This window comes from Mycobacterium sp. ZZG, from assembly GCF_054786995.1.
In genome coordinates this window covers 42,508-68,289 of sequence record NZ_JBTBFV010000016.1, presented here as the reverse complement: position 1 = coordinate 68,289, position 25,782 = coordinate 42,508, and the positions used below count along the sequence as shown (strand labels likewise).

Here is a 25,782-nt window from a genome sequence, read left to right as displayed (position 1 = left end):
GGCTTGATACGTCACGTCGTGACGAGACGTCCCAGGTTGCCGCCCATGATCTTGGCCTGATCCTCGACCGAAAGATGCTCCAGCGCGGTGACGTAGTGCGTCGGCTCGGCCAGACCCTCTGGGTGCGGCCAGTCGGAGCCGTAGAGCACCTGGTCCACACCGATGAGGTTGATCAGGTCGTCGATGCCCTCCTCGTAGAACGGGCTGACGTAGATGCGGTTCTTGATCTCCTCGATCGGGTTGCCCAGGAAGGCCTCCGGAGCCTTCTTGTACACCTCGGCCATCGAGTCGAGCAGCGGGAACATCCACTTCGAACCGGCCTCGACGATGCCGACCTTGAGCTTGGGATGGCGGAACAGCGCACCGTGAATCACCCACGAGGCCACCGCATCCTGGATCGGGCGCCACTCGTTGAGGATCGACATCGCGTTGGTCTGGAACGGCAACATCTCCTGTGCGGCGCCGTCCCACTCCGAGGTGTAGCGCGAGTAGCCGCTGTCGCTGGAGTGCATGCCGACGAAGATGTCGTGGTGGACGACGCGCTCCCAGAACGGGTCGAATTCGGGCAGCGCGAACGACCGCGGGCCGCGGAAGCCAGGCACCGGAGCGGGCCGGATCAGGATGGCGCGGGCGCCGCGCTTGACGCACCACTCCAGCTCCTCGATCGCCTTCTCGACGATGGGCAGAGTGATCACCGGGGTGGTGAAGATCCGGTTCTGGTAGTTGAAGCCCCACACCTCGTCCAGCCACTGGTTGAGCGAGTGGATGAGCACGTGGATCGCGACCGGGTCGTCGGAGAGCCGCTCCTCGATCAGGCTGGCCAGCGTCGGGAACATCAGGCTGCGGTCGACGCCGAGCTCGTCCATCACCTTGATGCGCGGCTCCGGCTCGAAGAAAGCCGGGATGGCCTTCATCGGCTCACCGAACAGTTCACGCTTGCTCTTGCCGTCCGGGTTGCCGTACTTGAAGTACTCCTCCCAGGCGCCGGGCTTGGCGACGACCGAGAAGGTGGGGTTCGGGATGTAGTTGCTGATCTGGCCCTTGAGCGCGATCTTGGTGCGCCCGTTGACCTCGACGTACTGGACGACGTCCTTGTACTCCTTGGGCAGATACTTCGTCATCGCCTCTGGCGGTTCGTACAGGTGGTTGTCCGCATCGAACAGCGGGAACGGGATGTCCACCCGGTGCGACAGTTGTCCCATGAAAGACTCCTTTTCCTATCGGGAGAATCGTATTCTCATTTGCGGGAGGCCGCAACGACCAACCCGTCGCCGGCGGCGACCTGCTGCCGGATCACGTACTTCTGCACCTTCCCGCTTGCGGTGCGCGGGAAATCCCGACCCTCGGGCACCCGGTGCAACTCCTCTGGCCATTTCTGGGTGGCGACACCGGCCGCGGCGAAGTGCTCCTGCACCTCGTCGAGCGTCGGCATGGCGTGACCGTCACGGATCCTCAGGACCGCCGCGGCATGCTCGCCCAGCCGCGGGTCGGGTGCGGCGACCACGACCGCCTCGGCGACGGCGGGCATCGCCAGCAGCACCTCCTCCACTTCCAGGGCACTGATGTTCTCCCCGCCGCGGATGATCACGTCAGCCTTGCGGTCGGTGATCGCCAGGTAACCGTCCTCGTCGAGCACCCCGATGTCGCCGGTGCGATACCAGCCCTCGTCGTCGAACGCCCGCGCGGTCAGTTCGTCATCGGTGTAACCCATACACAGATCGGGGCCGCGGCTGTAGATCTCGCCGTCCGGACCGAGCCGGATCTCCACCCCCGGACGCACGTCACCGTCGGTGAACAGCCGCTTCTCCGCCGGGGCGGTGGGCCGGGAACCGGTGATCGACGGATGTTCGGTGCTGCCGTACGAGCGGAACACGAACATGCCCAGATCGGTGAGACGCTGGGTGACCGCCGCCGGCACCGTCGACCCGCCGAGGCCGACGGTCTTGAAGGAGCGCAGGTGCTCGGGTCGGCAATCGGGGTGGTCGAGCAGACTGGTCACGAAGTAGGGCGGCCCCCCTCCGATCGAGAGGCCGTCGCTCTCGATGAGCTGGAGCACCCGCCCGGGGTCCCAGACATCGCACAGGTCGATCGGCGCGCCTTCGAGCACCGGGATCAGGAACGCGCCGATCATGCCGATGAAGTGGCCGACCGGGGTCGCGGTCAGTTGCCGCCCGCGGTCGGCCGGGTAGTTCGCCAGCAACTGGCGCGTCTCGAAGCTCAGCGTCTGGTGGCTGTGGATCACGCCCTTCGGATCACGGGTGGTGCCGGAGGTGAACGCGATCAGCGCCGGTCCGGCGGGGTCGGCGGCCACCGTGCCGACCAGCGGCTCGTCGGCGAGCAGCGCCTCGAACGCGTGCTCGTTGGCCGCCCCCGACCCGTCTCCGGCGACCAGCCCGACGACCGGCACATCGGCGCACAGGTCGGACTGATACCGCATCCGCCCGAATTCCTCGGTGGTCACGAACACCCGCGGCTTGGCGGTGGCCAGGATGTGGGCCAGCTCTTTGCGACCGTAGAAGTGCACGATCGGCACGATCACCGCCCCGAGGAAGGCCGCGGCCCAGAACACGACCGCGGCCTCGCGCCAGTTCGGCAGTTGCATCGCCACCACATCAGCGGGACCCACCCCGCGCTCACGCAGACCCGCGGCCAACCGCCGGGCGTCACGCTCGACGTCGCCGAACGTCCCCTGGTAGGGCCGAATCGACGAGTGCACGTAGAAGCCGGTCTCGGGACTGTTCGCGAGCCCTCGGGCCAACAGGTCGCCCAGGGTTTCCGGCGTCCAGTAGCCCTCCTGCTCGTAGCGTCTGACGAGCTCAGGAGGAATCCTTCGCATGGCTGTGCGCCACCTTCCTGTCCGCAAGGAGATGCCACGCGATGCTATTCTCCTCCTGCGAGAATGCCAATACCGCGAACGGAGAATGCTCGATGGTCGACCTCGAAATCACCGACGGTCTGGCGGTCATCACCATCGACCGGCCCCATGCGCGCAACGCGATCTCGCTGGAGACCATGGAGCAGCTCGACAAGGCGCTCGACGGCGCCGAGGGAGCCGCCGCGCTGGCGTTGACCGGCGCCGGCGACAAGGCATTCGTCTCGGGCGGCGATCTCAAAGAGCTGAGCGCCCTGCGCACCGAAGAGCAAGCCGCGGCGATGTCGTTCCGGATGCGGTCGATCTGTGACCGCATCGCCGGCTTCCCGGGCCCGGTGCTGGCCGCCCTCAACGGCCATGCCCTCGGCGGCGGTGCGGAGTTCGCGGTGGCCGCCGACATCCGCGTGGCCGCCGACGACATCAAGATCGGCTTCAATCAGGTGGCGTTGGCCATCATGCCCGCGTGGGGCGGGGCCGAGCGGCTGGTGAACCTGGTCGGCTACAGCAGGGCCCTGCTGATCGCCGGCACCGGGCGGATCATGTCGTCCGCGGAGGCCGAACGCATCGGTCTGATCGACCAGGTGATCCCCCGTGCCTCATTCGACGAGCAGTGGCGGCTGATCGCCCGCTCCCTGGCCTCCGCCCCTGCCGGCGAGGTGAAGCGGGTCATGCGCGGTGTGCCCACCACCGAGGCGGTCGCGGCATTCGCCCGCCTGTGGGTCTCCGACGAGCACTGGGCCGCCGCCGACAAGGTCATGAAGAAGGGCAAATAACCCACTAGACGCCGCGCACGGTAGCAAGGAGGGCCCCGCTTCCGGGGCCGGTCCACCCGACATGTTCTCTCTAGACGAGAACGTCATTTCCGATTATGGTCAACCTGTGTCCACCACACAGCGCGCGCTCGCGCCCGAAATCTCCACCTGGCCGAATGACGATCCGCAGCTGATCGGCAGCACCTGCGGCACCTGCGGGTCCACCACGTTCCCGGTGCAGCAGCGCTGCCCGAAGTGCAGCGGCGGCGAGATGTCCGAGGTTCTGCTGCCGCGGCGGGGCACTCTGATCGCCTGGACCACGCAGGGTTTCCCGCCCGGCGCACCGTACAAGGGCCCTACCGGCAAGGACTTCGTGCCGTTCGGCGTCGGCCTCGTCCAGCTCGATGAGGTGATCCGGGTCGAGGGCCGACTCACGGAGAACGATCCGGCGAAGCTGCAGTTCGGCCAGGAGGTCGAGCTCACCATGATCCCGTTCACCACCGACGACGACGGCGCCGAGCTCATCACGTTCGCGTTCCGCCCGATTGACAACTGAGAGGACTGCGACGATGAGCACGTCCGCCAACGCCGCCGGTGAAGTGGCGATCATCGGGGTCGGCCTGCATCCGTTCGGCCGCTTCGACAAGACCGCGATGGAAATGGGCGCCGAGGCGATCCAGTCCGCGCTGACCGACGCAGGCCTCGACTGGAAGGACATCCAGTTCGGGTTCGGCGGCAGCTACGAGGTGTCCAACCCCGACGCTGTCACCCGACTGGTCGGCTTGACCGGCATCACGTTCACCAACGTGTTCAACGCCTGCGCCACCGCGGCGTCGGCCATCCAGCAGACCGCCGACACCATCCGTCTCGGCAAGTACGACATCGGAATCGCGATCGGACTGGACAAGCACCCTCGTGGCGCGTTCACCGACGACCCGGCCAAGCTCGCACTGCCGCAGTGGTATGCCAACAACGGCCAGTTCGTGACCACCAAGTTCTTCGGCATGAAGGCCAACCACTACATCCACAAGCACAACATCTCCGAGGAGACGCTGGCGCGGGTGGCCAACAAGAATTTCCGTAACGGCGTGCTGAACCCGAATGCATTCCGCCGCAAGGAGATCAGCGTCGAGGAGATCATGGCCTCGCCGGTGCTGAACTACCCGCTGCGGCAATACATGTTCTGCGCTCCCGACGAGGGCGCCGCCGCGGTGATCATGTGCCGCGCCGATCTCGCGCACAAGTACACCGACAAGCCGGTGTATGTGCGCGCCAGTGAGATTCGGACCCGAACCTACGGCGCCTACGAGGTGCACGCGACCTCCGCGCCGTTGGACGAGGATCCCTCCCCCACGGTGTACGCCGCCAAGGCCGCGTACGAGGCCGCCGGCATCGGCCCCGAGGACGTCGACATCGCCCAGCTGCAGGACACCGACGCCGGCGCCGAGGTCATCCACATGGCCGAAACGGGCCTGTGCGCCGACGGCGAGCAGGAGAAGCTGCTGGCCGACGGTGCCACCGAGATCGGTGGCAGCATCCCGGTCAACACCGACGGCGGCCTGATCGCCAACGGCGAGCCGATCGGCGCGTCCGGCCTGCGCCAGGTGCACGAACTGGTCCGGCAGCTGCGCGGCGAGGCCGGCGACCGGCAGGTGCCCGGAACGCCGCGCGTCGGGCTCGCCCAGGTTTACGGCGCACCCGGGACGGCCTCCGCGACGATCCTGTCGCTGTAGAGACCGGACACACCGCAGCCATGCCGACACCGGAACCCGGAACACAAGCCACCGACGTGCGGCCGGCGGGCTATCTCTGGTGAGCGGGGTCCGGCGTGTCGAAAAGACCCGGCAGCGGGTCGCCTTCAAGGCGCCGGATCCACGCCTCGCAGAACGCGAACGTCTCGGCGTGGCCGGTGTCCATGCCGAGCGCCCGTTCCATCACCAGGGCCTGCGACACGCTCGTCGCGAACACCGTCCACACCACGGGCGGCACCTCGTCCGACTCCATGCCGTAGCGCTGCAGGGCATCGGAGATCGCACGGTTCTGCTCCTGCCGGAAACGCTCGGCGTAATAGACGATCTCGGCCCGCAACGCCTTGCGATGGTTGGCCAGGCCCATGAACTCCATCGTCAGCCTGGTCGCTTCCGGGGCCGTGCTGAAACGCCACAGCGCCCACAGCGGTTGCGGCGACTGCAGCGCCGTCGACAACACCGCCAGCCCTTCCTCGGCTCGGCGGTGGAACACGGCCAGGAACAGATCCTCCATCGTGCGGAAGTAGTAGTGCACCAACTGAGGTTTCAGCTCGGCCTTGTCGGCAACCCGGCGAGAGGTCACCGCCGCATACCCTTCCTCGATGAGCAGCTGTTCGGCCGCGTCGAGGAGAACCACTCGATTCTTCGCGTCGGGCGCCCCGATACGTCGCGGCGATGCCATGCCTACTCCCACCTCTGTCGTTCGGTGCCCCCACAGCGTGACACCACCGGACCGCACCGGCATGCAGATCGTGACATCACGACCGCCGAGCCGATCTTGACCCTAACTCTCACACCATGCTAAGCAGGTGCTCAGCAATTTTCGCAAGCACGATCAACTCCGCCAGCCTCGGGAGGCCTCGGACATGACCGATTTCGACACCATCGACTACTTCACCGACCCCTCCCTGGTGCCTGACCCCCACCCGTACTTCGATCATCTGCGCAGCAAGTGCCCGGTGACACAGGAGCCGAACTATGGCGTGCTCGCGGTCACCGGCTACGAGGAGGCCGCCGTCGTGCTTAAGGACGCCGACACCTTCTCGTCGTGTATCGCCGTCGCCGGACCGTTCCCGCCGCTGCCGTTCACCCCCGAAGGTGACGACATCACCGACCAGATCACCGCGCACCGGCCGCAGATGCCGATGTTCGAGCACATGGTCACGATGGACCCGCCCGACCACACCAACGCCCGCTCTCTGCTGAACCGACTCCTGACGCCCAGCCGGCTCAAGGAGAACGAGGACTTCATGTGGCGGCTGGCCGACGAGGTTCTCGACGACTTCATCGCCGCGGGCCGCTGCGAGTTTCTGACCGCCTACGCAAAACCGTTCTCACTCCTGGTCATTGCCGACATGCTGGGAGTCCCCGAGGCTGACCACGAGGAGTTCCGCACCGTGCTGGGCGCGCCCCGTCCGGGCGCCAACGTCGGCTCGCTCGATCACAGCGACTTGGTCGGCACCAACCCGCTGGAGTGGCTCGACGAGAAGTTCATCGGCTATCTGGAGGACCGCCGGGAAAATCCGCGCGACGACGTGCTCACGGCGTTGGCCACGGCCAAGTACCCGGACGGCTCGACACCCCCGGTGATCGAAGTGGTCCGGTCGGCCACCTTCCTGTTCGCCGCCGGCCAGGAGACCACCACCAAATTGCTCACCGCCTCCCTGCGCGTGCTCGGTGACCATCCCGAGGTCCAGGAGCGTCTGCGCCGCGACCGCAGCCGCATCCCGGTGTTCATCGAGGAGGCGTTGCGGATGGACGCTCCGGTCAAGAGCCAGTTCCGGTTGGCCAAGAAGAACACCACGGTCGGTGACGTGGACGTTCCGGCGGGCACCACGCTGATGGTGTGCCCGGGGGCGGTGAACCGCGATCCCGGTCGGTTCGAGCATCCGCACGAATTCGACCTCGACCGCAAGAATGTGCGTGAGCACATCGCGTTCGGCCGCGGTGTGCACTCGTGCCCGGGCGGCCCGCTGGCACGCGTGGAGGGTCGCGTGTCCATCGAACGGATCCTGGACCGGATGTCGGACATCGCGATCGACGAGGAGCTGCACGGCCCTCCGGGTGCGCGTCGCTACAACTATGAGCCGACGTTCATCCTGCGCGGGCTCACCGAACTGAACATCACCTTCAACCCGGTTCGTTAGCGGGAGCCGCGATTCCGGCACGCGCACCGAAGCCTCGTTCTAAAATTCGAAAATGGTGTTCTGCAAAGCGGTTCCGATCGTCGCTGCGTCCGTGACCGGACTGGTCACGGCCGGAGTCGTCATCACGGGTGGCACGGCCGGCGCGCAACCCCCACTGCATCACGTCAAGTACACGGTCGGCGCGAGCCAGGACATCGTCAACGCGGAGATCTACTACCGCGAGAAGGATCCGCCGAACTGGGGCGAGTACAGCCACAACCCGTACCTGTACACGCCCAATCAGGAAGCTACCCTCGGCCCGAACAAGCCCTGGGTGTTCGAGACCTGGCTGGCGGACCCGGCGCAGTGGTCCCTCGTTGTGGTGGGCCTGCCGACGGCGCAGACGCCCGCATTGGCCGATCCCGGGTTCGTATGCGAACTGCAGGTCGACGGCGTCGTCGTCGCGACGGATTCAGGCCTTAGGGGCGCGCTCTGCTCGCAGCGCCCCTGGTAGGCCACCTCGCCCAATCACTGAGGAGGTGGATTGCCACCGCCGACCGAGACATCGCCGCGCGCCCAGTAGGAGCGATTGTTTTTGGCGATGCATGTCAGGAACAGCCCGTCCGGCGCCTGCGCCACCTGACCGTCGAGCGCCGGGCACAAGTCGCCTTCGTTCTTGATCCCGTGCATTTCCGGTGAGCGGAACCAGCGCGGCTCGTAGCGCCGTGGCGACCCGCAGAACACCAGCCGACCCCAGTCCGTCACTCCGAACGCGTAATAAGTGGTGTTGGCGCAATAGGACCCAAGAACCACATTGGGCATGATCCCAGGTGTGCAGTTCGGATAGTTGCACGCTTCGCCGGGCGGTGGTGGGGGCGGCTGAGCCGCGGCGGGTGGAGCGGAGATCAGCACGGCGGGGGCCGCTACGGCAGCGAGCGCTGCGACGAGAGATCGCATCCTGACATTTTCCCATGCCCCAGAACGAAATTCTCGCTTTTGGAGAGCTCTACTCTGAGCACCATTAGGCTAGAACCCATGCGCGCTACACGTTTGGTCAGTGGATTCGCCGCGACGGCCCTCGCCGTACTGGGAAGCCTGAACTTCACTCCCGCCGCGCACGCGGACGACCCGGAGTGGGGCGTCAACCTCAGCGGAACGTGGCGCGTCTACTCCGACGGTGACTGGGCACGCACCAACCAGGTGAAGATCAAGCAGCAGTCCGTCCTCGAGACGTGGACGATCAACATGACCTGTGTCAGCCCGATCGAATGCACGGGTGAGGTCAAGAGCTCGCTCGGGTGGACCGGGCCGATCAGGCTCGACGACTTCTACTTCGTCGAGCACGTTGTCCCGAACTGGATGCCTTGTCCCAATGGGACTTTCGCCACCGGCTATCAGAAGTTCCTGCTTTGGGGAGTTGATCCCGGCACGCAACATCGGATCAAGAGGAACATGACCACGATCGCGGGCCGCAACATCACCAAGAGCGACAGTGGCGCCTGCGGGGTCAATCTGTCGAAGGTGATCGAGTTGCCGGTGCGGTTGGACCGAATCTCCTAGACCGCGCCGGCTCTCGGCGATCCGTCACATCGGCAGCAGGTCCTGCCACGACTTCGGCGCAGAGCCCGTCGTCACATTCGTGACCTGATGCATCGATCCGTCCGGCGCCAGGTACTCCCCCGTCTGCGGGTTGTATTGCGCAGTCCCCACAGTCGGCACGCCGGCATCGTTGCCCCCGAAGGCGCTTGGTGCGGCGGGGACCGCGCCGGGAGGCGGCGCCGGTGCCACGGGGACGGCCTGCCCCGGCGGCAGCGGTGCCGAAGGAAGGATCGGCGGCTGCGCAGGCGGCGGCGCCCCCGGAACCACCGGGGCGGGCGCACCGACGGGGAACGGCGGTGTGCCGGGCTCCGACACCGGTGGCGTGCCCGCCCGCACCGCTCCCGGAGGCAGCGGTGTTCCTTCGACCGGGGTGTAGATCCGGTCCGGTCCCTCGACGAACGAATCGATCGGGACGCCTTGAGACACAAGGTTCGGGTCGAACGGGTACGGCCCGGTGATGTGGTTGCGGATCGCGGTGGGAACGAATCCCCTGGGATCGTTGCAGAGTTCCACGGTGGGAGCGCGTTTGCCAGGGTGCTCAATGCACGGGTAGTTCCGTGCACCACGAACATTCATCGGCGAATCCTGCGGCAGTTTGCAATACAGGCCGTCCGGGGTGTCGATCGTGGTTTCGTCCTCCGGCGATCGCCACTGCGTCGACGGCAGGAACCCGACGGTGCACGGGTTCGGGTCGCTGATCGTCAGCGCGAAATCGCCCATCGGCAGACCTGTCGGGCTGTTCTGCGGCAGGCCGAAGGACTGCTGGGCGGCGATGATGCCCGGGAACAGCACGAGAAGCTGTTCGATCGCGGGATTGTAGGTGAGCAAGGTCTGCCCCACGGTGCTCAGATTAGCCAACAGGATCGGCAGCGTCGGCTTCACCTGATTGAGTAACGTGCTGACCTCTTGCGCGAATCCGGGGCCGTTCTGCAGGAGCGCCCGGACCTGTGGGTCGTTCTGGACGACCTGCGCCGAAACACCGTTCAAACTGGCTGCCCAAGTCCGGATCGCATCGGTGGTCTCGGCCTGTGAATCGATGAGCGGTCGACTGTCGTCGATCAGGGAGCGCATCTGGTCGGAGACGCCGTTGACGTCGTCGGTCACCTGTGCAGCCGAGTCGAGCAGCGATCCGAAGTCGGGTCCCGCACCGTTGAACGCCTTGAAGGTTTCGTCAAGCAGGTCGGGAATCCGGTCCTTCGGGAGGCTGTCGACCAACGCGCTCAACTGATCGAGCATCGGGCCGACCTGCTGCGGCACTGACGTCGCAGTCACCGGGATTCGCGACCCGTCCTCCAGGAAAGGCCCGTCATCGGTTGCCGGTCGCAGATCTACGTACTGCTCACCGACCGCGGACACACTGCGCACCTCGGCCCGCAGATTCGCGGGGATCTTGGGCGAAGTATCAAGGGACAGTGTGGCTTCAGCACCTCTCTCGGTCAGCGCCACGCTGGTGACCTTGCCGACCTGGACGCCGCGGTATGTCACGTTGCTGAACCGGTAGAGACCGCCCGACTCGGGCAATCCCAGAGTCACGGCGAGCCGGCCGACTCCCAGCAGCGTGGGCACCTGCATGTAGGTGAACAGCATCACCGCCACGCCCACTATCGACGCAATGGTGAAAATGATCAGCTGATTTCGGACGAAGCGGGTGAGCATCAGCCACCTCCTCCAGGTGTCGGCACCGCAGGTACGGGCGGCGCATGGGGTGGTGGCGGCGTCTGCCCCGCGTACGGGCCGGCGAAGATCTGGTCACCGCGCAGTGGTTGCGCCTGCGGCAGCCACGGCGCGGCCGGTGGCGGGGGCAGCACCGGCAGGATCGGCTCGGCCGGGATGACAACCGTCGGCGCGGGCGCAGTGCCTTCAGCCGGCGGCGGCGCAGCCTCTTGCGGCGGAGGCGCGACGCCGAAATTCAAGGGATTGTAGGCATAGTTCAAGTAGTAGGGATCACCGGGCGCGGGAATCAGTTTGGCGTTCTCGTCACCCCACCGCGTCCCTAGGAGAAGCGTCTTCTTCAGGCGTGGATAGGTGATGTCGAAGACCGCGTACAGGTTGATGAAGTCGCCTTTGGTGATGCGGTCGGCGAACGTCGGCCCGTACGGGAACGCGCTGGCCCACAGCACCGCCTCATTCAGGTCGGGTCCGATGTCCGCGAGCGCACCGAGGACGGGACCGAGGTTCTCCAGGTTCTGGACTAGATCGTCGCCCGCGTCGTTGACAAGTCGCGTCGCGGTGTCGCTGAAGGTGCCGAGCCGATCGAGCGCGGTGGTGAAGGTCGGCCGCTCCCTGATCAGCACGTCGATGGCCGGTGGGATCTCCTTGAGCGCCCGATCGATCACTTCGCGCTGATTGGCGAAAGTGCCTGCCACCCGGCGCAACTGCTGGATCGACGCGATGATGTTCTCGCGCTGCTCAGCGAGGACACCGACGAAATTGTCCAACCTGGTGAGCAGTTCGCGGATTTCGGGCTCACGCCCCGACAGCGCGGTGTTCATGTTGTGGATGATGTCGCCGATCTGGCCGAGGCCGCCGCCGTTGACGACGGTGGAGAGCGACGACAGGGTCTGCTCGGTGGTCGGATAGGTCGACGACGAGTTCAGCGGGAGTGTGGATCCCGGTTCGAGCCGTCCGGACGGCTTGTCCCCCAGCGGTGGATTCAGCGCAAGATGCATCGACCCCAGTAGGCTGGTCTGCCCCACGGTCGCCACGGCGTTGGCAGGAATCACCACATCGGGTTTCACCGAGATCTCTACCGCGGCGTGCCAATTCTGCACGGTCATCTTGCCGACGCTGCCGACGACGACGTCGTCGATCATGACCGGCGAATTCGACTCCAGCGTCGCGACGTTCGGCACCTGAACGTGGTAGGTGATCGCGTCGGGACCCCGCCCCACCGCCCCCGGTAGGGGCAGAGAGTTCACCCCCTGGAACGCACAGCCGGAAAGGGACAGTGCGACAGCACAACCGACGACTGTCAACTGCTTCACACCGCTTCTCATGATGGCGGCATCCCTTCCGCAGGCAATAGGGGCGCTGTGGGTGGCACCGGCGCCGCCGGAGCGGGCGTGGAGGGCAGCAGCAGCCCGTCGACTGTCTGTGCCGGGATGTTCGACTGGATGTTGGGCGGCCCCGGAATCGGTGCACCGGGGAACAACGCCGGTGACGGTGTCGCCGGGGCATCGGGATCCGGCTGGTAGATCCCTGGCGGTCCGGGCGGTGCGCCCCACCCCGGCGGCGGCGGGATGTCGCCGGAACCCGTGTATGCGGACACGGTCGGCGGTATCTCGGCCGGATCGCCCGGCCCGGCTCCACCTGGCGCGAGCTTGGGATCGGTGTAGATCATCCGCTCAGGACTCACCGCCGGCCGCAAGTACGCGTTGATCGGGAACGGCAGATTGTGAATGGGTATCGAGCGCAAGGCGGGCCCGAGGTACTGCGAGCAGAGCTTGGCGGTCTCGGGCGCGGTCGTGTTGGCGACAGCACCGATGAGACCGCACACGAACCACACCGGGTTCGAGAAGTTGGATACCGAGAAAGCGCCGGTCACCGACCCGCCGTTCGGATAATAGATGTTCTCGAAGTTCGCGATCGCGTTGGGCGTGATGTGGAGGACGTTCTCGAGCGCCAACTTGTTGTCGGCAAGCACCTGCATGACCTGACCGAGGCTGCGGATCTGTTCGGTGGTCTGGTCCCTGCTGCCGACCACGAACCGCTGTACCTCACCGATGGCGAAGGACAGGTCGGTCAGGGCGGCGTCGAGGTCCGACCGGCTGTCGTTGACAACGCTGGTCAGTGTGGCCAGACGGTTCTGAAACAGCACAATCTGGTCCTTGCTGTCGCGCAGCGCGGACACGAACATCTGCAGGTTCTTGATGATGTCGACGATGTTGCCGCTGCCCTCGGCGAAGATCCGCGCCACACCGGAGAGTTGCCGCAGCGTTTCGCGCAGTTTCTCGCCGTTGCCTTCCATCGCATTGGCGGCGCTGTCGACGAAGCGCGAGATCGATGTTCCGTTCACTCCGGTCTGTGGGCCCAATTCCTCTGAGAGGCGCATCAATTGAGTTTTGACTTCATCCCATTCGACCGGGACCGCGGTCTGGTTCTCGGGGATGACGCCCCCGTCGTCCATCGTCGGCCCGCCGCCGTCCCGGTAGGCCGGGGTGAGCTGGACATAGCGAGCGGCCACCAGGTTCTGCGCCACGATGACGGCCTTCGCGTCGGCGGGGACGGGCACTCCCCTGTCGACCTTGAGCGTCATCTTCGTCAGCGTGCCCTCCGGCTCGATCTTGTCGATCGTGCCGACCTTGACGCCCGACACCCGAACCTCGTCGCCCGGATAGATCGCGGTCGCCGTCGGGAAGTAGGCCGTGATGGTCTTCGGGCCGAAGAACACCTGCCGGACGAGGAAGGCCGCGCCGGCGATCAGCAGAATGGCCAGCACGATCGCCGTGCCCGCCACCAGCCGCTTACGGGTTGCCATCATTGGGGAGATCTCCAGGCTGCGGAAGGCTGTTGACAGGGAACGGGAGTTCAGCTCGCGGTCCGGCGTTGTCCGGCGGCTGCCCCTGTTCGACACCGCGCCGGAATCCGAAGGCGTATTCCAGGAACGGCTGCAACAGCTGTGCGGGTTGGATGTTCGGAATCAGCGCGTTGTAATACGCACCGTTGGAGACGATCTCACCCTGCGTGAGGTAGTACTTCGCCGCACCCGGGAGCATCTTGGCGAGGTTGTCGCGGTTCCTCTCCAACATGCGCGTCACGTTGTTGAGCCGTTCCAGCGCCGGCGCGAGTTCTGCTTCGTTGTCGGCGACCAAACCCGACAACTGCTGCGACACCGTCGAGATGTTGGCGAGCAGGCTCGTGATCGCGTAGCGACGGTCATTGAGCACTGCCAGTAGGTCGTTGGAGTTGAGGATCAGCGCGTTGACCTGCCTGCTGCGCTCGGAGAAGATCCCGGTCACCTCTCCGGCGGTCCGGAGTAGTTCGGCGAGGCTTTCGTTGCGGCTGTTGAGGGACTGGGACAGCCGCGACAGGCCATCGAAGGTCGGGCCCAGTTGCGGCGCAATCTGGTCCAGCGTCTCAGACAGGATGTCCAGTGACTGGTTCAGCGCACCGGTGTCGGTGTCGGCGGTGTTTTCGGTCAGCTCACTCACGGCATCCGTCAATGAGTACGGCGACGATGTCCGACTCGTCGGAATCACGTGCTGCGGATCGAGGGTGCCGCTGCCCTGGGAGTCGAGCGCGAGGACACGCTCACCCAGCAGCGTTCCGGTGCGGATATGGGCCGTGGTGTCGGAGCCCAGCGCGTACTTGCCGCCGATGGTGAACCCGACGAGTGCGTCGCCGTTTTCGAGCTTGATCGACGACACCGAGCCGACCTTGATGCCGGATACGGTGACGTCGTTGCCGACGGTGAGGCCGCCGGCTTCGGTGAACAGTGCCTGGTAACGAACTGCCGTCGCCCAGGACATCAGTCGTTCCGGCTGCAGGCCGACGGCGATGACCAGGATGATCAAGACAACGCCGATGAAGCCTGCCTTGGCGAGTTGAGAACCGCGGTATTTGAGCATTACTCGTCCACGCACCTTCCCTCTTCTTGCTTGATCCAGGGGAAGACCACCGTGCGTCCCTCCAGATCACTGGCGCGGAAGGTGATACCGCAGATGTAGTACGGGAACCACGCGCCGTACGACCCGACACGAGCGAGCTTGCGGTAGATCTCGGGCAGACGCTGAAGCGTCGCGTCGAGTCGATCCAGATCGTTGTCCACCAGCGGCGCAAGCCTGTTCAGCTCGTCGACGGTGTTGGCCAACGGTGCCCGGCCCCTGCCGAGCAGGTCCGCCAGCGATGCGGTGCCGTTGTCCAAAGCCGTGATGGCGGTCCCGATCGGATCCCGGTCGGCCGACAGTCCGCTGACCAGCTGTTCAAGCTTGTCGATCGCACCGGAGAATTCGTCACCGTCTTTGGCGAGCGTGTCGAGGACTGTGCGCAGGTCGACGATCAACTCCTCGATGACCTGGTTGTTGTCGGCCAGCGAGTTGCTGAACGACGATGTCTTCGAGAACAAGGAGTCCAATGTTCCGCCCTGCCCCTGCAGGATCTGGATCAGCGCCGATGTCAGCCCGTTGACGTCTTCGGGATTGAGACCCTGGATCACCGGTTTGAGCCCGCCGAGCAAGACGTCGAGATCGAGGGCCGGAGCGGTCCGGTCCTCGGGGATCTGTCCTCCTGCAGGGACGATCTGGTTGGAGTCGGGTGTGTCAACCAGTTCCAGATAGCGGTCTCCGACCAGGTTCAGATAGCGGATCGCGGCGTTGGTTCCGGTCGTCAGCACGGTGTTGCGGTCGGCGTCGAAGGTCACCAGCACACTGCGGTCGGGCTGCAGTTCGACGTCTTTGACGGTGCCGACCCGGATACCGGCGATCCGCACGGTATCTCCGGATTTCAGTCGGGACGCGTCCTTGAAGACCGCGGTGTATTCGTGGGCCGCACCAGTTCTGGTGTCGCTGAACACCAGAAACAGGAAGGCGGTCAACAGGGCCATGACGAGGCCGAAGATGGTGAACTTGATGAGGGTGCCGGTGGAGCGCGTCATCCGGGCATTCCGATCTGTGCGGTGTTGCGCGGTGGCCCGTCAAGAGGTCCGAACAGCCAGTTCTTCAATCCCTCTGAATTCAGGAGGATGCCCGCGTTGCCGTACTGCGCCGGGTTGGACCCGACGTCGCCGACGATGAGCGGAGGGACGAACTCGGCCGGCATTTCGGGCAGGCCCAGTTCCGCGCAGTAGTCGCGGCCACCACTCTTGGCCGCCACCTTCGGGAGGTCGCGCGGGTAACGGTAGCGCTCGACGCCCAGCGTCAGACCGGCGGAGACGAAGATTCCGGAGAACTGGGGCGGGGACTTCGCGAACGGAACCAGACCGCCGATGCCGCACCACAACGACTTCTTGTACAGGTTCAACAGACCGGTGGTGGGTTCGAGCTTGTGGAGCACGTCGGTCAGCGCCTCGCGATTGCTCCCGACCACGTCGTTGCCAAGGTCTGCCAAACCTATTGAGCTGACCAGGAATTGGTCCAGGTTGTCCTGCTCGTCCACGATGGAGTTGCTCAGTGTCGTGGTGTTCTCGACCGTCGCAACCAGATCAGACCCGGCGTCGGCGTAGGCCTCCAGTGCGGGCACTGAGGCTTCGATGTCGTGGGAGAGGTTCGGCAGGCTGGGTTCGATCTTGGCCAGCAGCGCGTTGAAGTCAGTAAGCGTGTCACCGAACTTCTCCCCGCGGCCGTTGAATGCCTGCGAGATCGCTCCGAGGGTTTCGTTGAGCTTGGTGGGCTCGACGCTGTCGAGCACCTGAACCAGGCGCTGGAAGACGGTGTTGATCTCGACGGTGACATGGTCACCTGTGAGCACCTGCCCCTTCTGCAGCGCACCGCTCGGGTTCTTCGGGGCTTCGAGTTGGACGAACTTGGCGCCGAAGACCGTCGACGACGCGATGTCGACCTGAACGTTGGACGGGATCAGGTGTAACTGGGAGGGGTCCATGTCCAGCTGCAGCGCGGCGGTGCCGTCCGGCCGGTAGTCGATCGAACGGACGCTGCCGACCTGGACGCCGCGCATCTTGACCTTTGCGTCGGGGTTCATCACCAGACCGGCACGGTTCGAGATCACGGTGACGGGAACTGTTTCGGTGAACTTTCCGGCGAACAGACCGATCGAGACCGCAAGCACCACGAGCAGTGCGACAACCAGTGCGAGGCCGGCCAAGGGCCGGGCAAGATTTCGATTCAACGCGTCTCCCTAGCCCGACAGGTTGAAGTTGCCGTTGGAACCGTAGATCGACAGCGACACCAGCAGGGTCACCGAGACCACCACGACCAGGGAGGTGCGCACAGCGTTGCCGACCGCGGCACCCACCCCCGACGGGCCGCCGGAGGCGAAGTAGCCGAAGTAGGTGTGCACCAACAAGATCGCGATCGCCATCAGCACCGCCTGCAGGAACGACCAGAGCAGGTCGATCGGGTTGAGGAAGGTGTCGAAATAGTGGTCATAGAGCCCACCGGACTGGCCGAACAACACCACGGTGGTGAACTGCGACGCCAGAAACGACAAGATCACCGCGATCGAGTACAACGGCGCGATCGCCACCATCCCGGCCACGATCCTTGTCGACACCAGATACTCCACCGGCCGGATCCCCATCGACTCCAACGCGTCGATCTCCTCGTTGATCCGCATCGCACCCAGCTGCGCAGTCACCCCGGCACCGAACGTCGCGGCCAACCCGATCCCGGCCACCACCGGCGCGGCGATACGCACGTTGATGAACGCCGCCAAAAACCCGGTGAGCGCCTCGATACCGATGTTGCCCAACGACGAATAACCCTGAATCGCCAAAGTCCCGCCGGCGGCCAGAGTCAAAAACCCGACGATCACCACAGTGCCACCGATCATCGCCAACGTCCCCGCACCCATCGAGATCTCAGCGATCAGCCGGATGATCTCCTTGCGGAAATGCACCGCCGCATGCGGCACCCCGGCCAGGGCCCGACCATAGAACAGCGTGTGATCACCGATACGCGAAAGCACATCCACCGGCCGACCGGCGTAACCGACCAGCCGCGGAAACCGCGACCGCAGAATCGTCGAAGTACCCATCGCCGCTATCCCGTCGTCATCCGGATACCGATGGCCGTGACCACCACATTGATCACGAACAACGCCATGAACGCATACACCACCGTCTCGTTGACCGCATTACCCACCGCCTTGGCACCACCGCCACTGATGGTCAACCCGCGATAGCACGCCACCAACCCGGCGATCAACCCGAACAACGCCGCCTTGACACACGAGATGATCACCTCGGGCACCCCGGTCAGCAGCGTGATCCCGGCCGCGAACGCACCAGGGTTCACGTCCTGGACGAAGATCGAGAAGAAATAACCACCCAGGATCCCGATGATCACCACCAGGCTGTTGAGCAGCAGCGCCACCAAACCCGAAGCCAGCATCCGCGGCGTGACCAGCCGCTGCACCGGATTGATACCCAGCACCTCCATCGCGTCGATCTCCTCACGGATAGTGCGCGACCCCAGATCAGCACACATCGCCGTGGCCCCCGCCCCGGCCACAATCAACACCGTGACCAGCGGACCCACCTGCGTCACCGCACCGAACGCCGCACCCGCCCCAGACAAATCAGCAGCACCCAACTCACGCAGCAAGATGTTCAACGTGAACGACACCAACACCGTGAACGGAATCGCCACCAACAACGTCGGCGCCATCGACACCCGCGCAACAAACCACGACTGCTCCAAAAACTCCCGCCACTGAAACGGCCGCACAAACACATAACGCACCGCATCCAACGCCATCGAGAAAAACCCGCCAACAGCCTGCATCGCACCCGACAAACCATTCGGCAACGAAATCCCGGTCGACCAGCGCTCCGGTCCCTTAACCGCCATCAGGCCCCTCCAACATCGTGACCGCCGCTACGGCCGTCGGGCCGCCGACTGTGTGCGCCAGCCCGATTCGGGCGCCGTCGACCTGGTTGACCGCCTCGCCTCGCAGCTGGGCGAACAACTCGACACATTGCGCCACACCGGTGGCGCCGGGCGGGTGCCCCTTGGCCTTGAGCCCACCGCTGGGATTCACCGGAAGCGCGCCGCCCACGCTGGTCACCTCGGCTTCGAGAAGCTTGTAGCCACCCATCCTTTCGGCGAAGCCGAGGTCCTCGTAACTCATCAGCTCGATACCGGTCAGGAAGTCGTACACCTCAGCGACGTCGACATCGGTCGGGGTCCTGCCTGCCATGGCGTAGGCCTGCTTGGCTGCTCTGGTCGTCGCCGGGAACGTCGTCAGGTCCAACTTGTGCTGGTGCATCACCGAATCCAGACCGATTCCGACGCCGCTGATCCAAACAGGCCGGTCGGTGAACCGGTCGACGACATCGTCCGCGGCGATCACCAGCGCCGCGGCACCGTCGCTCTGCGGCGCGCAGTCGTACAGCCGGAACGGGGTCACCACCGTTGGTGCGTTCAGGGCCTGCTCCATCGTGATCTCAAAGCGCAACCGCGCCTTCGGGTTGTTGACTCCATGGCGGTGGTTCTTGACCGCCACCATGGCTAAGTGTTCTTCAGTTGCCGGAGATTCGTGGAGATATCGACGAACGTGTAAGGCAAATCCTGCCGGAGCCACCAGACCGAGCGGGTAATCCCAGGCCATGTCGCGCGCCATCGCCTCCCACTCCCACAACATCTCGGCACTCGTGGTGTCGCGCAACTTGTCCGCACCCATCACCAGTGCCACGTCGAAGGCGCCCGAGGCGACCGCGAACAACGCATTGCGGATCGCGTCATGGCCCGTCGCGCAGGAATTCTCGACGCGGGTTACCGGTAGGTCGGGCAGGCCGAGCGTGTCGGCGAGGATACCGGATGGAAAGCCGTCGGCGGTGCCCATCGCGCCGAACCACGCAGCCTGAAGGTCCGCCTTCGACAAGCCCTTGTCCACGGTGCGGGCACACGCGGAGAACGCCATGGGCAGCAGGTCTTTCATCCCCAGCGCGAAATGCTCCCCGAACGGCGTCATGCCGGCGCCGACGATCGCCACCCTCCTCATGCAGCCCCCCTGACCCCGGACTGCGCCGGGTGGGGTTCGAAAGCGTAGCCGTAGTCCGGCACACCGGACCGGACCGCCACGCGCCGCAGCACCAGGCGCCCGTGATGGCCGATGTCGACGGTGCCGGGCTCAGCTCCGGTCACCTTGACCAGAGCGCGCACCCCGACACCGTCGAGCTCGACGATGACCAGCGAGTACGGCGTGCGCAGACCCGGGACGGGGATGTGCACCGTCGTCTCCGTGTAGACCCTGCCGGTCCTGGGCAACGGAACCAGCTCGTAGTCGGTGGCCAGCGCTCCGTTGTCGGCGACTCGGTAGCGCGGAGGAAAGTCGAGCTCCCCAGATGTCCCGAATTGTCCTGCCTCCCAACGCACCTTGGCTTCGAAAGCTCGCTCGTAGGCGGCCAGCGAGATCGGAATTTCCGCGTCGGCGGCGAAGACGCCATCGGGCACCGGACGAGGCTGGGGTTCCCTGCGGTAGGTCTGGGCGCTGCCGCCGCTGACACTGATGCCGGACAGGATCGCCTGCTCCACGGCGACCAGTGGGCCCGTCCGGCCCGATTCGGCGAGCGCGGCAAGCGCGAACAGGCTCGCGCTCGCGCCCGACGTGGGGAGCGCGGGCGGGTCGCCGAGGCAGAGAGCGGTTGCCCGATCATGATCGACCCCGGCCACCGCGACGGGAGTGTCCAGCCAGGCTGCCGCCAATGACGCGATCAGTCCGCGCTCGTGAAGAAGTCGCGGATCTCCGTAGTCGTGGACGTCCCCGGTGGCCTTGCGGGTGCGCACCGGCAGGCTGCGCGCGACGCGGGCGGCGGTGCGCACCTGCAGACCGTGCTCGCCCGTGACGATGGCCGCGGCCCCGGCGGGTGCCAGGTCCGCCCCGATGATCAGGGTGCGCGGCCGCGCCGAGCTGACGGCGTCGACGGTGGCCGGTGCACCACCCAGACGTTCGTCGACCTCCAGCTCCGGATCCAGTCCGAGCCCGGCCAGCAGTACCGCCGCGTTACTGCTCTCCAGCAGCGGCAGATCGCGGCTGACGAACACCACCCGTTCGACCGCATCGCCTGCGGTCAGCGCCGCCCGGCCGGCCTCCACGGCCATGGTGACGGCGTCCTCGTCATCACCGGCGACCCGGCGCAGGGGGGTACCCCAGCACGGCAGGTAGGTGCCGATGGACGTGACGTAAGGCATTTGGCGGAACTTCCGGGTAAGGACGGCGAAGAGTCAGGTGACGGCGCCGGCGGTCTTGAGCTCGATGATGCGGTCCCAATCGAGACCCAGTTCGACGAGGATGTCGTCGGTCTGTTGGGCGAAACCGGGAGCCGGTCCCGAGGTCGGCGCGACCACGTCGAACTGCACAGGGTTGGCCACGAGCTCCAGTTCACCTGCCTGGACCAGGTATTCGTTGGCACGGATCTGGGCGTCTTCGGCGGCCTGGAGGGTGTCCTGCACCGGTGCCCAGGGCCCGGCCAGCGTCGCGAAGCGCTCGCTCCACTCGGCCAGCGGACGCTTGCTCATCGCCTCCTTGAGGATCTCGGCCGCCTCCGCGGTGTTCTCGGCGAACGACTCGGCGGTGGCAAACCGCGGATCGTCGGCCAGCTCGCCGAGCTCCATGTGCTTGCAGACGTCGGCCCAGAACTTGGTCGGCTGCATCATCACGAACGAGATGTAGCGATCGTCGGCGGTCGGGTACAGACCGACCAACGGATTGATCGGCGAACCGTGCACACCGGGCGGGAAGGCCTCCATCCGCTGGTGGAGGTGGTTGGTCAGCGCCACCGTGTGTCCCAGGGCCCACAGCCCGCTACCCAACAGCGACACGTCGACGATCGACGGCTCTCCGGTGCGCTCCCGCTTGAGCAGCGCCGCGGCGATACCCCCGGCGAGGTTCGTGCCGGAGATCGTGTCGCCGTAGGCCGGTCCGGGCGGACCGACCATGCCGGGGGTTCCCGGCGGGGTGATGGTGGCCGCGGTGCCGGCCCGGCACCAGAACGCGGTCATGTCGTAACCGCCCTTGACCGACTCCTCACCGCGGGGACCCAGCGCGCTGCCGCGGGCGTACACGATCTTCGGGTTGACCGCGCGGATGTCGTCGACGTCGATGCCGAACTTCTGGCGGTGGCCCGGCAGGAAGCTGGTCAGGAATACGTCCGCGCGGCGGGCCAGCTCCAGCAGCACCTCCTTGCCTTCCGGGACCGACATGTCCAGCCCGATGCTGCGCTTGAGCCGGTTGGCGTGCTCGATGTTCGGGTTCGGATCTCCCTCCACCCGCAACAAGCCGGTCTGGCGCAACCCGCGCTGCGGGTCGCCGGTGACGGCGTGCTCGACCTTGATCACGTCGGCGCCCCACTCCGCGAGCACGGCGCCCGCCGACGGGACGAAGCCGTACATCGCCACCTCGAGGACGCGGATCCCGTCCAGGGGCTTGCTCATCGGTGCCCTCTCCTTCTCATGGGAGCGCTCACGGCTGACCCACCACCGTCGCGAACGTCTTCGATTCCAGGAACTCCTCGAGGCCGGCCCGGCCCATCTCGCGTCCGATGCCCGACTGCTTGAACCCGCCGAACGGGCTGTCGGGGCTGAAGTAATTACCGCCGTTGATGGAGAACGTGCCCGTGCGGATCCGGCGGGCCACCGCCAGCGCGCGGTCCTGGCTGCCGAAGACGGCACCGGACAGTCCGTAGATCGAATTGTTCGCGATGCGCACCGCGTCGTCGTCGTCGGTATAGGTGATAACGGCCAGCACCGGACCGAACACCTCCTCCTGGGCGATCTCGCTGTCGGGATCGACGTCGGCCAGCAGGGTCGGGGTGTAGAAGTAGCCGGGATCGACCTTCTCGCCCCCCGTGACCAGGGTGGCGCCGGCCTCGACCGCGCGCTTGACCATCCCGTCGACCTTGTCGCGCTGCTTCTCACTGATCAGCGGCCCCATGTACGTCGACGGGTCGGCCGGATCCCCGTAACGCACATGCCCGAAGTTGGCCTTCACCAGCTCGACGATCTCGTCCTTGTGCTGCTCGGGCACGAGCAGCCGCGAGGTCAGCGCGCACCCCTGACCGGCGTGGGTGACCATGCTGAACGCCGAGAACAGCGCGGCGGTGTTGAAGTCGGCGTCGTCGAGGACGATTGCCGCCGACTTCCCACCGAGCTCGAGGAACACCTTCTTGAGGGTGGCGCTCGCGGCGGCCATGATGGCGCGCCCGGTGGGGGTCGACCCGGTGAAGGTGACCATGTCGACGTCGGGGCTGGCGGTCAGCGCGGCGCCGACGGCCGGGTCCGCGCCGGACAGCACGTTCACGACCCCGGCCGGGATGTCGGTGTGCTCGGCGATCAGCTCGCCGAGCGCGAGCGTGATCAGCGGCGTGTCCGGTGCGGACTTCAACACCACCGTGCAGCCCGCGGCCAGCGCCGGAGCGAGTTTCGCCAGGGCCAGCTGGTTGGGGTAGTTGTAGGCGATGATCGCCGCGACGACGCCGGCAGCTTCTTTCTCGACCCAGCGGTGATGCTGCATACCCCGGCTCTCGATGTCGCCGAGGTCCTCGGTGAACGGGTAGCTCGTCAACAGTTCGGTGTAGTAGCGGACGATCTCGATCGGCTGATCCAACTGCGCGCCCTGGCACAGCGCCGGAGTGGCACCGACCTCAGCGATCGTCAATGCGGCCAGCTCGTCGCGGTGTTCGACGAGGGCGGCGTGGAACTGCTCCAGGCACCGGATCCGCAACTGGACATCGGTGGCCCAGTCACCGGCGTCGAAGGCCTGCCGGGCGGCGGCCACGGCGGCCTCCGCGTCGGCGACCGTCGCGTTGGGGGCGTGCCCCAGCACCTCGCCGGTCGCCGGATTGACAGAAGGAAACGTCCGCTCGGTTTCGAGGAGCTGCCCCCCGATCAACAGGCGTCGCGCGGCGCGCCCGGCCCCTGCGCTCGGCCCCCGGTTTCCGTCCGCGATCGTGGCTGTTTCCTGCATCATCCTCCTCAACAGCTGTGACGTCACAGGTGCGATGTGGGGTTATGTGATGGAAACTGCATTCTCATCACCGGCGAATCATACATTCGCTGGATGAGAACTCAAGGAAATGCGCGGGACGGCCACTGCCTGGGATAAGCGGTGCGACAATCCGGCATCGAACGTCTCACCAGTGTGAACACACCGCCGCAATTGTCTTGCGATCGTGCATGGTGCGAGAGTACGGTTCTCATAATCGGAAGGATGATTCTTGAAGGCTGAAGCGATGGATGGAGCCGGCGCGTGAGAAACGCTGTGGTGACCGGAGGCGCATCGGGTATCGGCGCCGCCGTGGCGGAGCGGCTGCGCGCGGACGGCATGCGCGTGGCCACGATCGATCTGAACCCGGGCGAGGAGAAGTTCTCCTACGCCGCCGACGTGACGGACCGGGCCGCCGTCGACGCCGCACTGGCCGAGATCCGCGCGGAACTGGGGCCGGTCACGGTACTGGTGAACGCTGCGGGGCTGGACCGGTTCAAGAAGTTCCTGGACCTGACGTTCGACGAATGGCAGAAGGTCGTCGACGTCAACCTCAACGGCGTCTTCCACTGCGTTCAGGCGGTGCTGCCGGACATGATCGAGGCCGGCTGGGGCCGCATCGTGAACATCTCGTCGTCGAGCACGCATTCCGGCCAGCCGTTTATGTCGCCGTACGTCGCGGCCAAGTCGGCGGTCAACGGGCTTACCAAGTCGCTGGCGTTGGAGTACGGACCCGCCGGCATCACCGTCAACGCGGTCCCGCCGGGTTTCATCGACACCCCGATGCTGCGCAAGGCCGAGCAGCGCGGCTTCCTCGGCGACACCCAGAAACAGATCGAGCAGACGCCGGTGCGCCGGATGGGTCGCCCGGAGGACATCGCCGCCGCCTGCGCCTTCTTCATCTCCGAGGAGGCCGGCTACATCACCGGTCAGATCCTGGGCGTCAACGGCGGCCGGAACACCTGACAAGCCAGCACATTTCAGCGAAAGGACGACTGTTCATGGGACGCGTTCAAGGCAAGGTCGCCTTCATCACAGGGGCGGCACGCGGTCAAGGCCGCAGCCACGCCGTACGGCTCGCCGAAGAGGGCGCCGACATCATCGCGGTCGATCTCTGCGAGAACGTCGACACCATCGGGTATCCGATGGCCACGCCCGAAGATCTGGAAGAGACCGCGGCGTTCGTCGAGAAGACCGGGCAGCACATCGTCGCCGCGAAGGCCGACGTGCGTGATGCCGCACAGCTGAAGAAGGCCCTCGAGGACGGTATCGCCCAATTGGGCGGTGTGGACATCGTCATCGCCCAGGCCGGCATCGCCGGCATGAAGGGAACCCCGCCCATGCAGGCGTGGACCGACGTGATCAACACCAACCTGGTCGGCACCATCAACGCCATCCAGGTCGCGTTGCCGCACCTGAAGGAGGGCGCATCGATCGTGGCAACCGGCTCGACCGCGGCGCTGATGGATGCGCACAACAAGCCCAATCCGGGCAACGATCCCGGCGGCATGGCTTACATGACCTCGAAACGTCTTCTCTCGCAATACGTGCATGATCTCGCGACTGAGCTCGCCGTCCGCGGTATCCGCGCCAATGTCGTACATCCGACCAACTGCAACACCGACATGCTGCAGAGCCCGCCGATGTACAAGTCGTTCCGGCCGGACCTGGAGAACCCTACCCGGGCCGACGCCGAGCCGGTCTTCGGTGTGCAGCAGGCGATGAAGGTCAATTTCATCGAACCGGAGGACATCAGCAACGCGATCCTGTGGCTGGTGTCGGACGAGGCCAGGTACGTCACCGGAATGCAGTTGCGCGTCGACGCCGGCGGCTATCTGAAGTGGTACGACTACCACGCGTGAGCGGCACATCGAAGTTGAGGAGGCGAGGCCGTGAAGGTTTGGGTTGATTCGGGACGGTGCCAGGGGCACACGCTGTGTTCGATGATCGCACCGGATTCCTTTGAACTCAGCGACATCGACGGTACCGCCTCGCCGGTCAACGAGATCGTCCCGGCCGACCAGGAGGACGCCGTGCGGGAGGCCGTGCAGTCCTGCCCGGAACAGGCGATCTCGATCGAAGAGTGA

General features: G+C 65.7%; 25 protein-coding genes. 9 read left to right on the top strand and 16 right to left on the bottom strand.

What is annotated here, in order from left to right; translation table 11 throughout:
- Positions 1-11 precede the first annotated feature (11 nt).
- Positions 12-1,202 carry an amidohydrolase family protein gene (locus ACXMYJ_RS12000; RefSeq protein ID WP_260754422.1) on the bottom strand — a complete coding sequence of 397 codons (1,191 nt, stop codon included), beginning with the start codon at positions 1,200-1,202 and terminating at the stop codon, positions 12-14.
- Between the two features lie 35 nt (positions 1,203-1,237).
- On the bottom strand, positions 1,238-2,836 hold the full coding sequence (locus ACXMYJ_RS11995; protein ID WP_460356356.1) for an AMP-binding protein: 1,599 nt from the start codon (positions 2,834-2,836) through the stop codon (positions 1,238-1,240).
- Positions 2,837-2,928: 92 nt separating this feature from the next.
- Here ACXMYJ_RS11995 and ACXMYJ_RS11990 point away from each other — a divergent pair, with 92 nt between their 5' ends.
- The 3 genes from ACXMYJ_RS11990 to ACXMYJ_RS11980 all read left to right on the top strand — a co-directional run bounded on the left by ACXMYJ_RS11990 (position 2,929) and on the right by ACXMYJ_RS11980 (position 5,357).
- On the top strand, positions 2,929-3,645 hold the full coding sequence (locus ACXMYJ_RS11990) for an enoyl-CoA hydratase/isomerase family protein (RefSeq protein WP_260754425.1): 717 nt from the start codon (positions 2,929-2,931) through the stop codon (positions 3,643-3,645).
- Between the two features lie 61 nt (positions 3,646-3,706).
- On the top strand, positions 3,707-4,180 hold the full coding sequence (locus ACXMYJ_RS11985; RefSeq protein ID WP_260754428.1) for a Zn-ribbon domain-containing OB-fold protein: 474 nt from the start codon (positions 3,707-3,709) through the stop codon (positions 4,178-4,180).
- A 13-nt stretch (positions 4,181-4,193) separates the two neighbouring features.
- Complete coding sequence (locus tag ACXMYJ_RS11980; RefSeq protein ID WP_260754430.1) at positions 4,194-5,357, top strand: thiolase family protein; 1,164 nt, start codon at positions 4,194-4,196, stop codon at positions 5,355-5,357.
- A 70-nt stretch (positions 5,358-5,427) separates the two neighbouring features.
- Here the strand turns inward: ACXMYJ_RS11980 and ACXMYJ_RS11975 are convergent, their stop codons facing one another.
- Positions 5,428-6,054: a TetR/AcrR family transcriptional regulator gene (locus tag ACXMYJ_RS11975; RefSeq protein ID WP_260754431.1), complete on the bottom strand. Its 627-nt coding sequence runs from the start codon at positions 6,052-6,054 to the stop codon at positions 5,428-5,430.
- Between the two features lie 184 nt (positions 6,055-6,238).
- Here ACXMYJ_RS11975 and ACXMYJ_RS11970 point away from each other — a divergent pair, with 184 nt between their 5' ends.
- Positions 6,239-7,519: a cytochrome P450 gene (locus tag ACXMYJ_RS11970; protein WP_260754432.1), complete on the top strand. Its 1,281-nt coding sequence runs from the start codon at positions 6,239-6,241 to the stop codon at positions 7,517-7,519.
- Positions 7,520-7,571: 52 nt separating this feature from the next.
- Positions 7,572-8,012, top strand: a complete 441-nt coding sequence (locus ACXMYJ_RS11965; RefSeq protein WP_260754433.1) for a hypothetical protein — start codon at positions 7,572-7,574, stop codon at positions 8,010-8,012.
- A 14-nt stretch (positions 8,013-8,026) separates the two neighbouring features.
- On the opposite strand, the gene ACXMYJ_RS11960 is transcribed toward ACXMYJ_RS11965, so the two are convergent.
- The gene (locus tag ACXMYJ_RS11960; protein ID WP_260754434.1) at positions 8,027-8,455 is read right to left on the bottom strand and encodes a hypothetical protein; all 429 of its coding nucleotides are present in this window, start codon (positions 8,453-8,455) and stop codon (positions 8,027-8,029) included.
- Between the two features lie 78 nt (positions 8,456-8,533).
- Between ACXMYJ_RS11960 and ACXMYJ_RS11955 the strand changes: the two genes are divergently transcribed.
- Positions 8,534-9,058 (top strand): Rv2253/PknI dimerization domain-containing protein, encoded by a 525-nt coding sequence (locus ACXMYJ_RS11955; protein WP_443188845.1) that lies wholly within the window; start codon positions 8,534-8,536, stop codon positions 9,056-9,058.
- Between the two features lie 24 nt (positions 9,059-9,082).
- On the opposite strand, the gene ACXMYJ_RS11950 is transcribed toward ACXMYJ_RS11955, so the two are convergent.
- Genes ACXMYJ_RS11950 through ACXMYJ_RS11895 form a run of 12 tightly spaced genes read right to left on the bottom strand, consistent with a single transcriptional unit; the run spans position 9,083 to position 23,677 of the window.
- The gene (locus ACXMYJ_RS11950) at positions 9,083-10,753 is read right to left on the bottom strand and encodes an MCE family protein (protein WP_460356347.1); all 1,671 of its coding nucleotides are present in this window, start codon (positions 10,751-10,753) and stop codon (positions 9,083-9,085) included.
- Positions 10,753-12,093: an MCE family protein gene (locus ACXMYJ_RS11945; protein WP_443188843.1), complete on the bottom strand. Its 1,341-nt coding sequence runs from the start codon at positions 12,091-12,093 to the stop codon at positions 10,753-10,755. Before ACXMYJ_RS11945 ends, ACXMYJ_RS11950 begins: the two co-directional genes overlap by 1 nt.
- Positions 12,090-13,577, bottom strand: coding sequence for an MCE family protein (locus tag ACXMYJ_RS11940; RefSeq protein WP_443188842.1), 1,488 nt, complete (start codon positions 13,575-13,577; stop codon positions 12,090-12,092). Before ACXMYJ_RS11940 ends, ACXMYJ_RS11945 begins: the two co-directional genes overlap by 4 nt.
- The gene (locus tag ACXMYJ_RS11935; protein ID WP_460356387.1) at positions 13,561-14,664 is read right to left on the bottom strand and encodes an MCE family protein; all 1,104 of its coding nucleotides are present in this window, start codon (positions 14,662-14,664) and stop codon (positions 13,561-13,563) included. Before ACXMYJ_RS11935 ends, ACXMYJ_RS11940 begins: the two co-directional genes overlap by 17 nt.
- Positions 14,664-15,689 (bottom strand): MCE family protein, encoded by a 1,026-nt coding sequence (locus tag ACXMYJ_RS11930; RefSeq protein WP_460356344.1) that lies wholly within the window; start codon positions 15,687-15,689, stop codon positions 14,664-14,666. The genes ACXMYJ_RS11935 and ACXMYJ_RS11930 overlap by 1 nt, the downstream gene beginning before the upstream one ends.
- Positions 15,686-16,879 carry an MCE family protein gene (locus ACXMYJ_RS11925; RefSeq protein ID WP_460356341.1) on the bottom strand — a complete coding sequence of 398 codons (1,194 nt, stop codon included), beginning with the start codon at positions 16,877-16,879 and terminating at the stop codon, positions 15,686-15,688. Before ACXMYJ_RS11925 ends, ACXMYJ_RS11930 begins: the two co-directional genes overlap by 4 nt.
- A 9-nt stretch (positions 16,880-16,888) precedes the next feature.
- The gene (locus ACXMYJ_RS11920; protein WP_260754446.1) at positions 16,889-17,746 is read right to left on the bottom strand and encodes an MlaE family ABC transporter permease; all 858 of its coding nucleotides are present in this window, start codon (positions 17,744-17,746) and stop codon (positions 16,889-16,891) included.
- 5 nt (positions 17,747-17,751) lie between these two features.
- Positions 17,752-18,561 carry an MlaE family ABC transporter permease gene (locus ACXMYJ_RS11915; RefSeq protein WP_443188838.1) on the bottom strand — a complete coding sequence of 270 codons (810 nt, stop codon included), beginning with the start codon at positions 18,559-18,561 and terminating at the stop codon, positions 17,752-17,754.
- On the bottom strand, positions 18,551-19,714 hold the full coding sequence (locus tag ACXMYJ_RS11910; RefSeq protein ID WP_460356337.1) for a thiolase C-terminal domain-containing protein: 1,164 nt from the start codon (positions 19,712-19,714) through the stop codon (positions 18,551-18,553). Before ACXMYJ_RS11910 ends, ACXMYJ_RS11915 begins: the two co-directional genes overlap by 11 nt.
- Positions 19,711-20,904: a Zn-ribbon domain-containing OB-fold protein gene (locus ACXMYJ_RS11905; RefSeq protein ID WP_460356334.1), complete on the bottom strand. Its 1,194-nt coding sequence runs from the start codon at positions 20,902-20,904 to the stop codon at positions 19,711-19,713. Before ACXMYJ_RS11905 ends, ACXMYJ_RS11910 begins: the two co-directional genes overlap by 4 nt.
- Before the next feature lie 33 nt (positions 20,905-20,937).
- On the bottom strand, positions 20,938-22,146 hold the full coding sequence (locus tag ACXMYJ_RS11900; RefSeq protein WP_460356331.1) for a CaiB/BaiF CoA transferase family protein: 1,209 nt from the start codon (positions 22,144-22,146) through the stop codon (positions 20,938-20,940).
- A 28-nt stretch (positions 22,147-22,174) separates the two neighbouring features.
- The gene (locus tag ACXMYJ_RS11895) at positions 22,175-23,677 is read right to left on the bottom strand and encodes an aldehyde dehydrogenase family protein (RefSeq protein WP_443188834.1); all 1,503 of its coding nucleotides are present in this window, start codon (positions 23,675-23,677) and stop codon (positions 22,175-22,177) included.
- Between the two features lie 282 nt (positions 23,678-23,959).
- Here ACXMYJ_RS11895 and ACXMYJ_RS11890 point away from each other — a divergent pair, with 282 nt between their 5' ends.
- The 3 genes from ACXMYJ_RS11890 to ACXMYJ_RS11880 are packed head-to-tail and all read left to right on the top strand — an operon-like array spanning position 23,960 to position 25,782.
- Positions 23,960-24,661 (top strand): SDR family NAD(P)-dependent oxidoreductase, encoded by a 702-nt coding sequence (locus tag ACXMYJ_RS11890; RefSeq protein WP_443188833.1) that lies wholly within the window; start codon positions 23,960-23,962, stop codon positions 24,659-24,661.
- A 35-nt stretch (positions 24,662-24,696) separates the two neighbouring features.
- Positions 24,697-25,557: a mycofactocin-coupled SDR family oxidoreductase gene (locus ACXMYJ_RS11885; protein ID WP_460356327.1), complete on the top strand. Its 861-nt coding sequence runs from the start codon at positions 24,697-24,699 to the stop codon at positions 25,555-25,557.
- 30 nt (positions 25,558-25,587) lie between these two features.
- Positions 25,588-25,782, top strand: coding sequence for a ferredoxin (locus tag ACXMYJ_RS11880; protein ID WP_443188797.1), 195 nt, complete (start codon positions 25,588-25,590; stop codon positions 25,780-25,782).

What these genes read in the sequence shown, in the direction of transcription:
- ACXMYJ_RS12000 (WP_260754422.1), bottom strand. Translation starts at nt 1,202, where the DNA reads ATGGGACAACTGTCGCACCGGGTGGACATCCCGTTCCCGCTGTTCGAT.
- ACXMYJ_RS11995 (WP_460356356.1), bottom strand. Translation starts at nt 2,836, where the DNA reads ATGCGAAGGATTCCTCCTGAGCTCGTCAGACGCTACGAGCAGGAGGGC.
- ACXMYJ_RS11990 (WP_260754425.1), top strand. Translation starts at nt 2,929, where the DNA reads ATGGTCGACCTCGAAATCACCGACGGTCTGGCGGTCATCACCATCGAC.
- ACXMYJ_RS11985 (WP_260754428.1), top strand. Translation starts at nt 3,707, where the DNA reads ATGTTCTCTCTAGACGAGAACGTCATTTCCGATTATGGTCAACCTGTG.
- ACXMYJ_RS11980 (WP_260754430.1), top strand. Translation starts at nt 4,194, where the DNA reads ATGAGCACGTCCGCCAACGCCGCCGGTGAAGTGGCGATCATCGGGGTC.
- ACXMYJ_RS11975 (WP_260754431.1), bottom strand. Translation starts at nt 6,054, where the DNA reads ATGGCATCGCCGCGACGTATCGGGGCGCCCGACGCGAAGAATCGAGTG.
- ACXMYJ_RS11970 (WP_260754432.1), top strand. Translation starts at nt 6,239, where the DNA reads ATGACCGATTTCGACACCATCGACTACTTCACCGACCCCTCCCTGGTG.
- ACXMYJ_RS11965 (WP_260754433.1), top strand. Translation starts at nt 7,572, where the DNA reads ATGGTGTTCTGCAAAGCGGTTCCGATCGTCGCTGCGTCCGTGACCGGA.
- ACXMYJ_RS11960 (WP_260754434.1), bottom strand. Translation starts at nt 8,455, where the DNA reads ATGCGATCTCTCGTCGCAGCGCTCGCTGCCGTAGCGGCCCCCGCCGTG.
- ACXMYJ_RS11955 (WP_443188845.1), top strand. Translation starts at nt 8,534, where the DNA reads ATGCGCGCTACACGTTTGGTCAGTGGATTCGCCGCGACGGCCCTCGCC.
- ACXMYJ_RS11950 (WP_460356347.1), bottom strand. Translation starts at nt 10,753, where the DNA reads ATGCTCACCCGCTTCGTCCGAAATCAGCTGATCATTTTCACCATTGCG.
- ACXMYJ_RS11945 (WP_443188843.1), bottom strand. Translation starts at nt 12,093, where the DNA reads ATGAGAAGCGGTGTGAAGCAGTTGACAGTCGTCGGTTGTGCTGTCGCA.
- ACXMYJ_RS11940 (WP_443188842.1), bottom strand. Translation starts at nt 13,577, where the DNA reads ATGATGGCAACCCGTAAGCGGCTGGTGGCGGGCACGGCGATCGTGCTG.
- ACXMYJ_RS11935 (WP_460356387.1), bottom strand. Translation starts at nt 14,664, where the DNA reads ATGCTCAAATACCGCGGTTCTCAACTCGCCAAGGCAGGCTTCATCGGC.
- ACXMYJ_RS11930 (WP_460356344.1), bottom strand. Translation starts at nt 15,689, where the DNA reads ATGACGCGCTCCACCGGCACCCTCATCAAGTTCACCATCTTCGGCCTC.
- ACXMYJ_RS11920 (WP_260754446.1), bottom strand. Translation starts at nt 17,746, where the DNA reads ATGGGTACTTCGACGATTCTGCGGTCGCGGTTTCCGCGGCTGGTCGGT.
- ACXMYJ_RS11915 (WP_443188838.1), bottom strand. Translation starts at nt 18,561, where the DNA reads ATGGCGGTTAAGGGACCGGAGCGCTGGTCGACCGGGATTTCGTTGCCG.
- ACXMYJ_RS11910 (WP_460356337.1), bottom strand. Translation starts at nt 19,714, where the DNA reads ATGAGGAGGGTGGCGATCGTCGGCGCCGGCATGACGCCGTTCGGGGAG.
- ACXMYJ_RS11905 (WP_460356334.1), bottom strand. Translation starts at nt 20,904, where the DNA reads ATGCCTTACGTCACGTCCATCGGCACCTACCTGCCGTGCTGGGGTACC.
- ACXMYJ_RS11900 (WP_460356331.1), bottom strand. Translation starts at nt 22,146, where the DNA reads ATGAGCAAGCCCCTGGACGGGATCCGCGTCCTCGAGGTGGCGATGTAC.
- ACXMYJ_RS11895 (WP_443188834.1), bottom strand. Translation starts at nt 23,677, where the DNA reads ATGCAGGAAACAGCCACGATCGCGGACGGAAACCGGGGGCCGAGCGCA.
- ACXMYJ_RS11885 (WP_460356327.1), top strand. Translation starts at nt 24,697, where the DNA reads ATGGGACGCGTTCAAGGCAAGGTCGCCTTCATCACAGGGGCGGCACGC.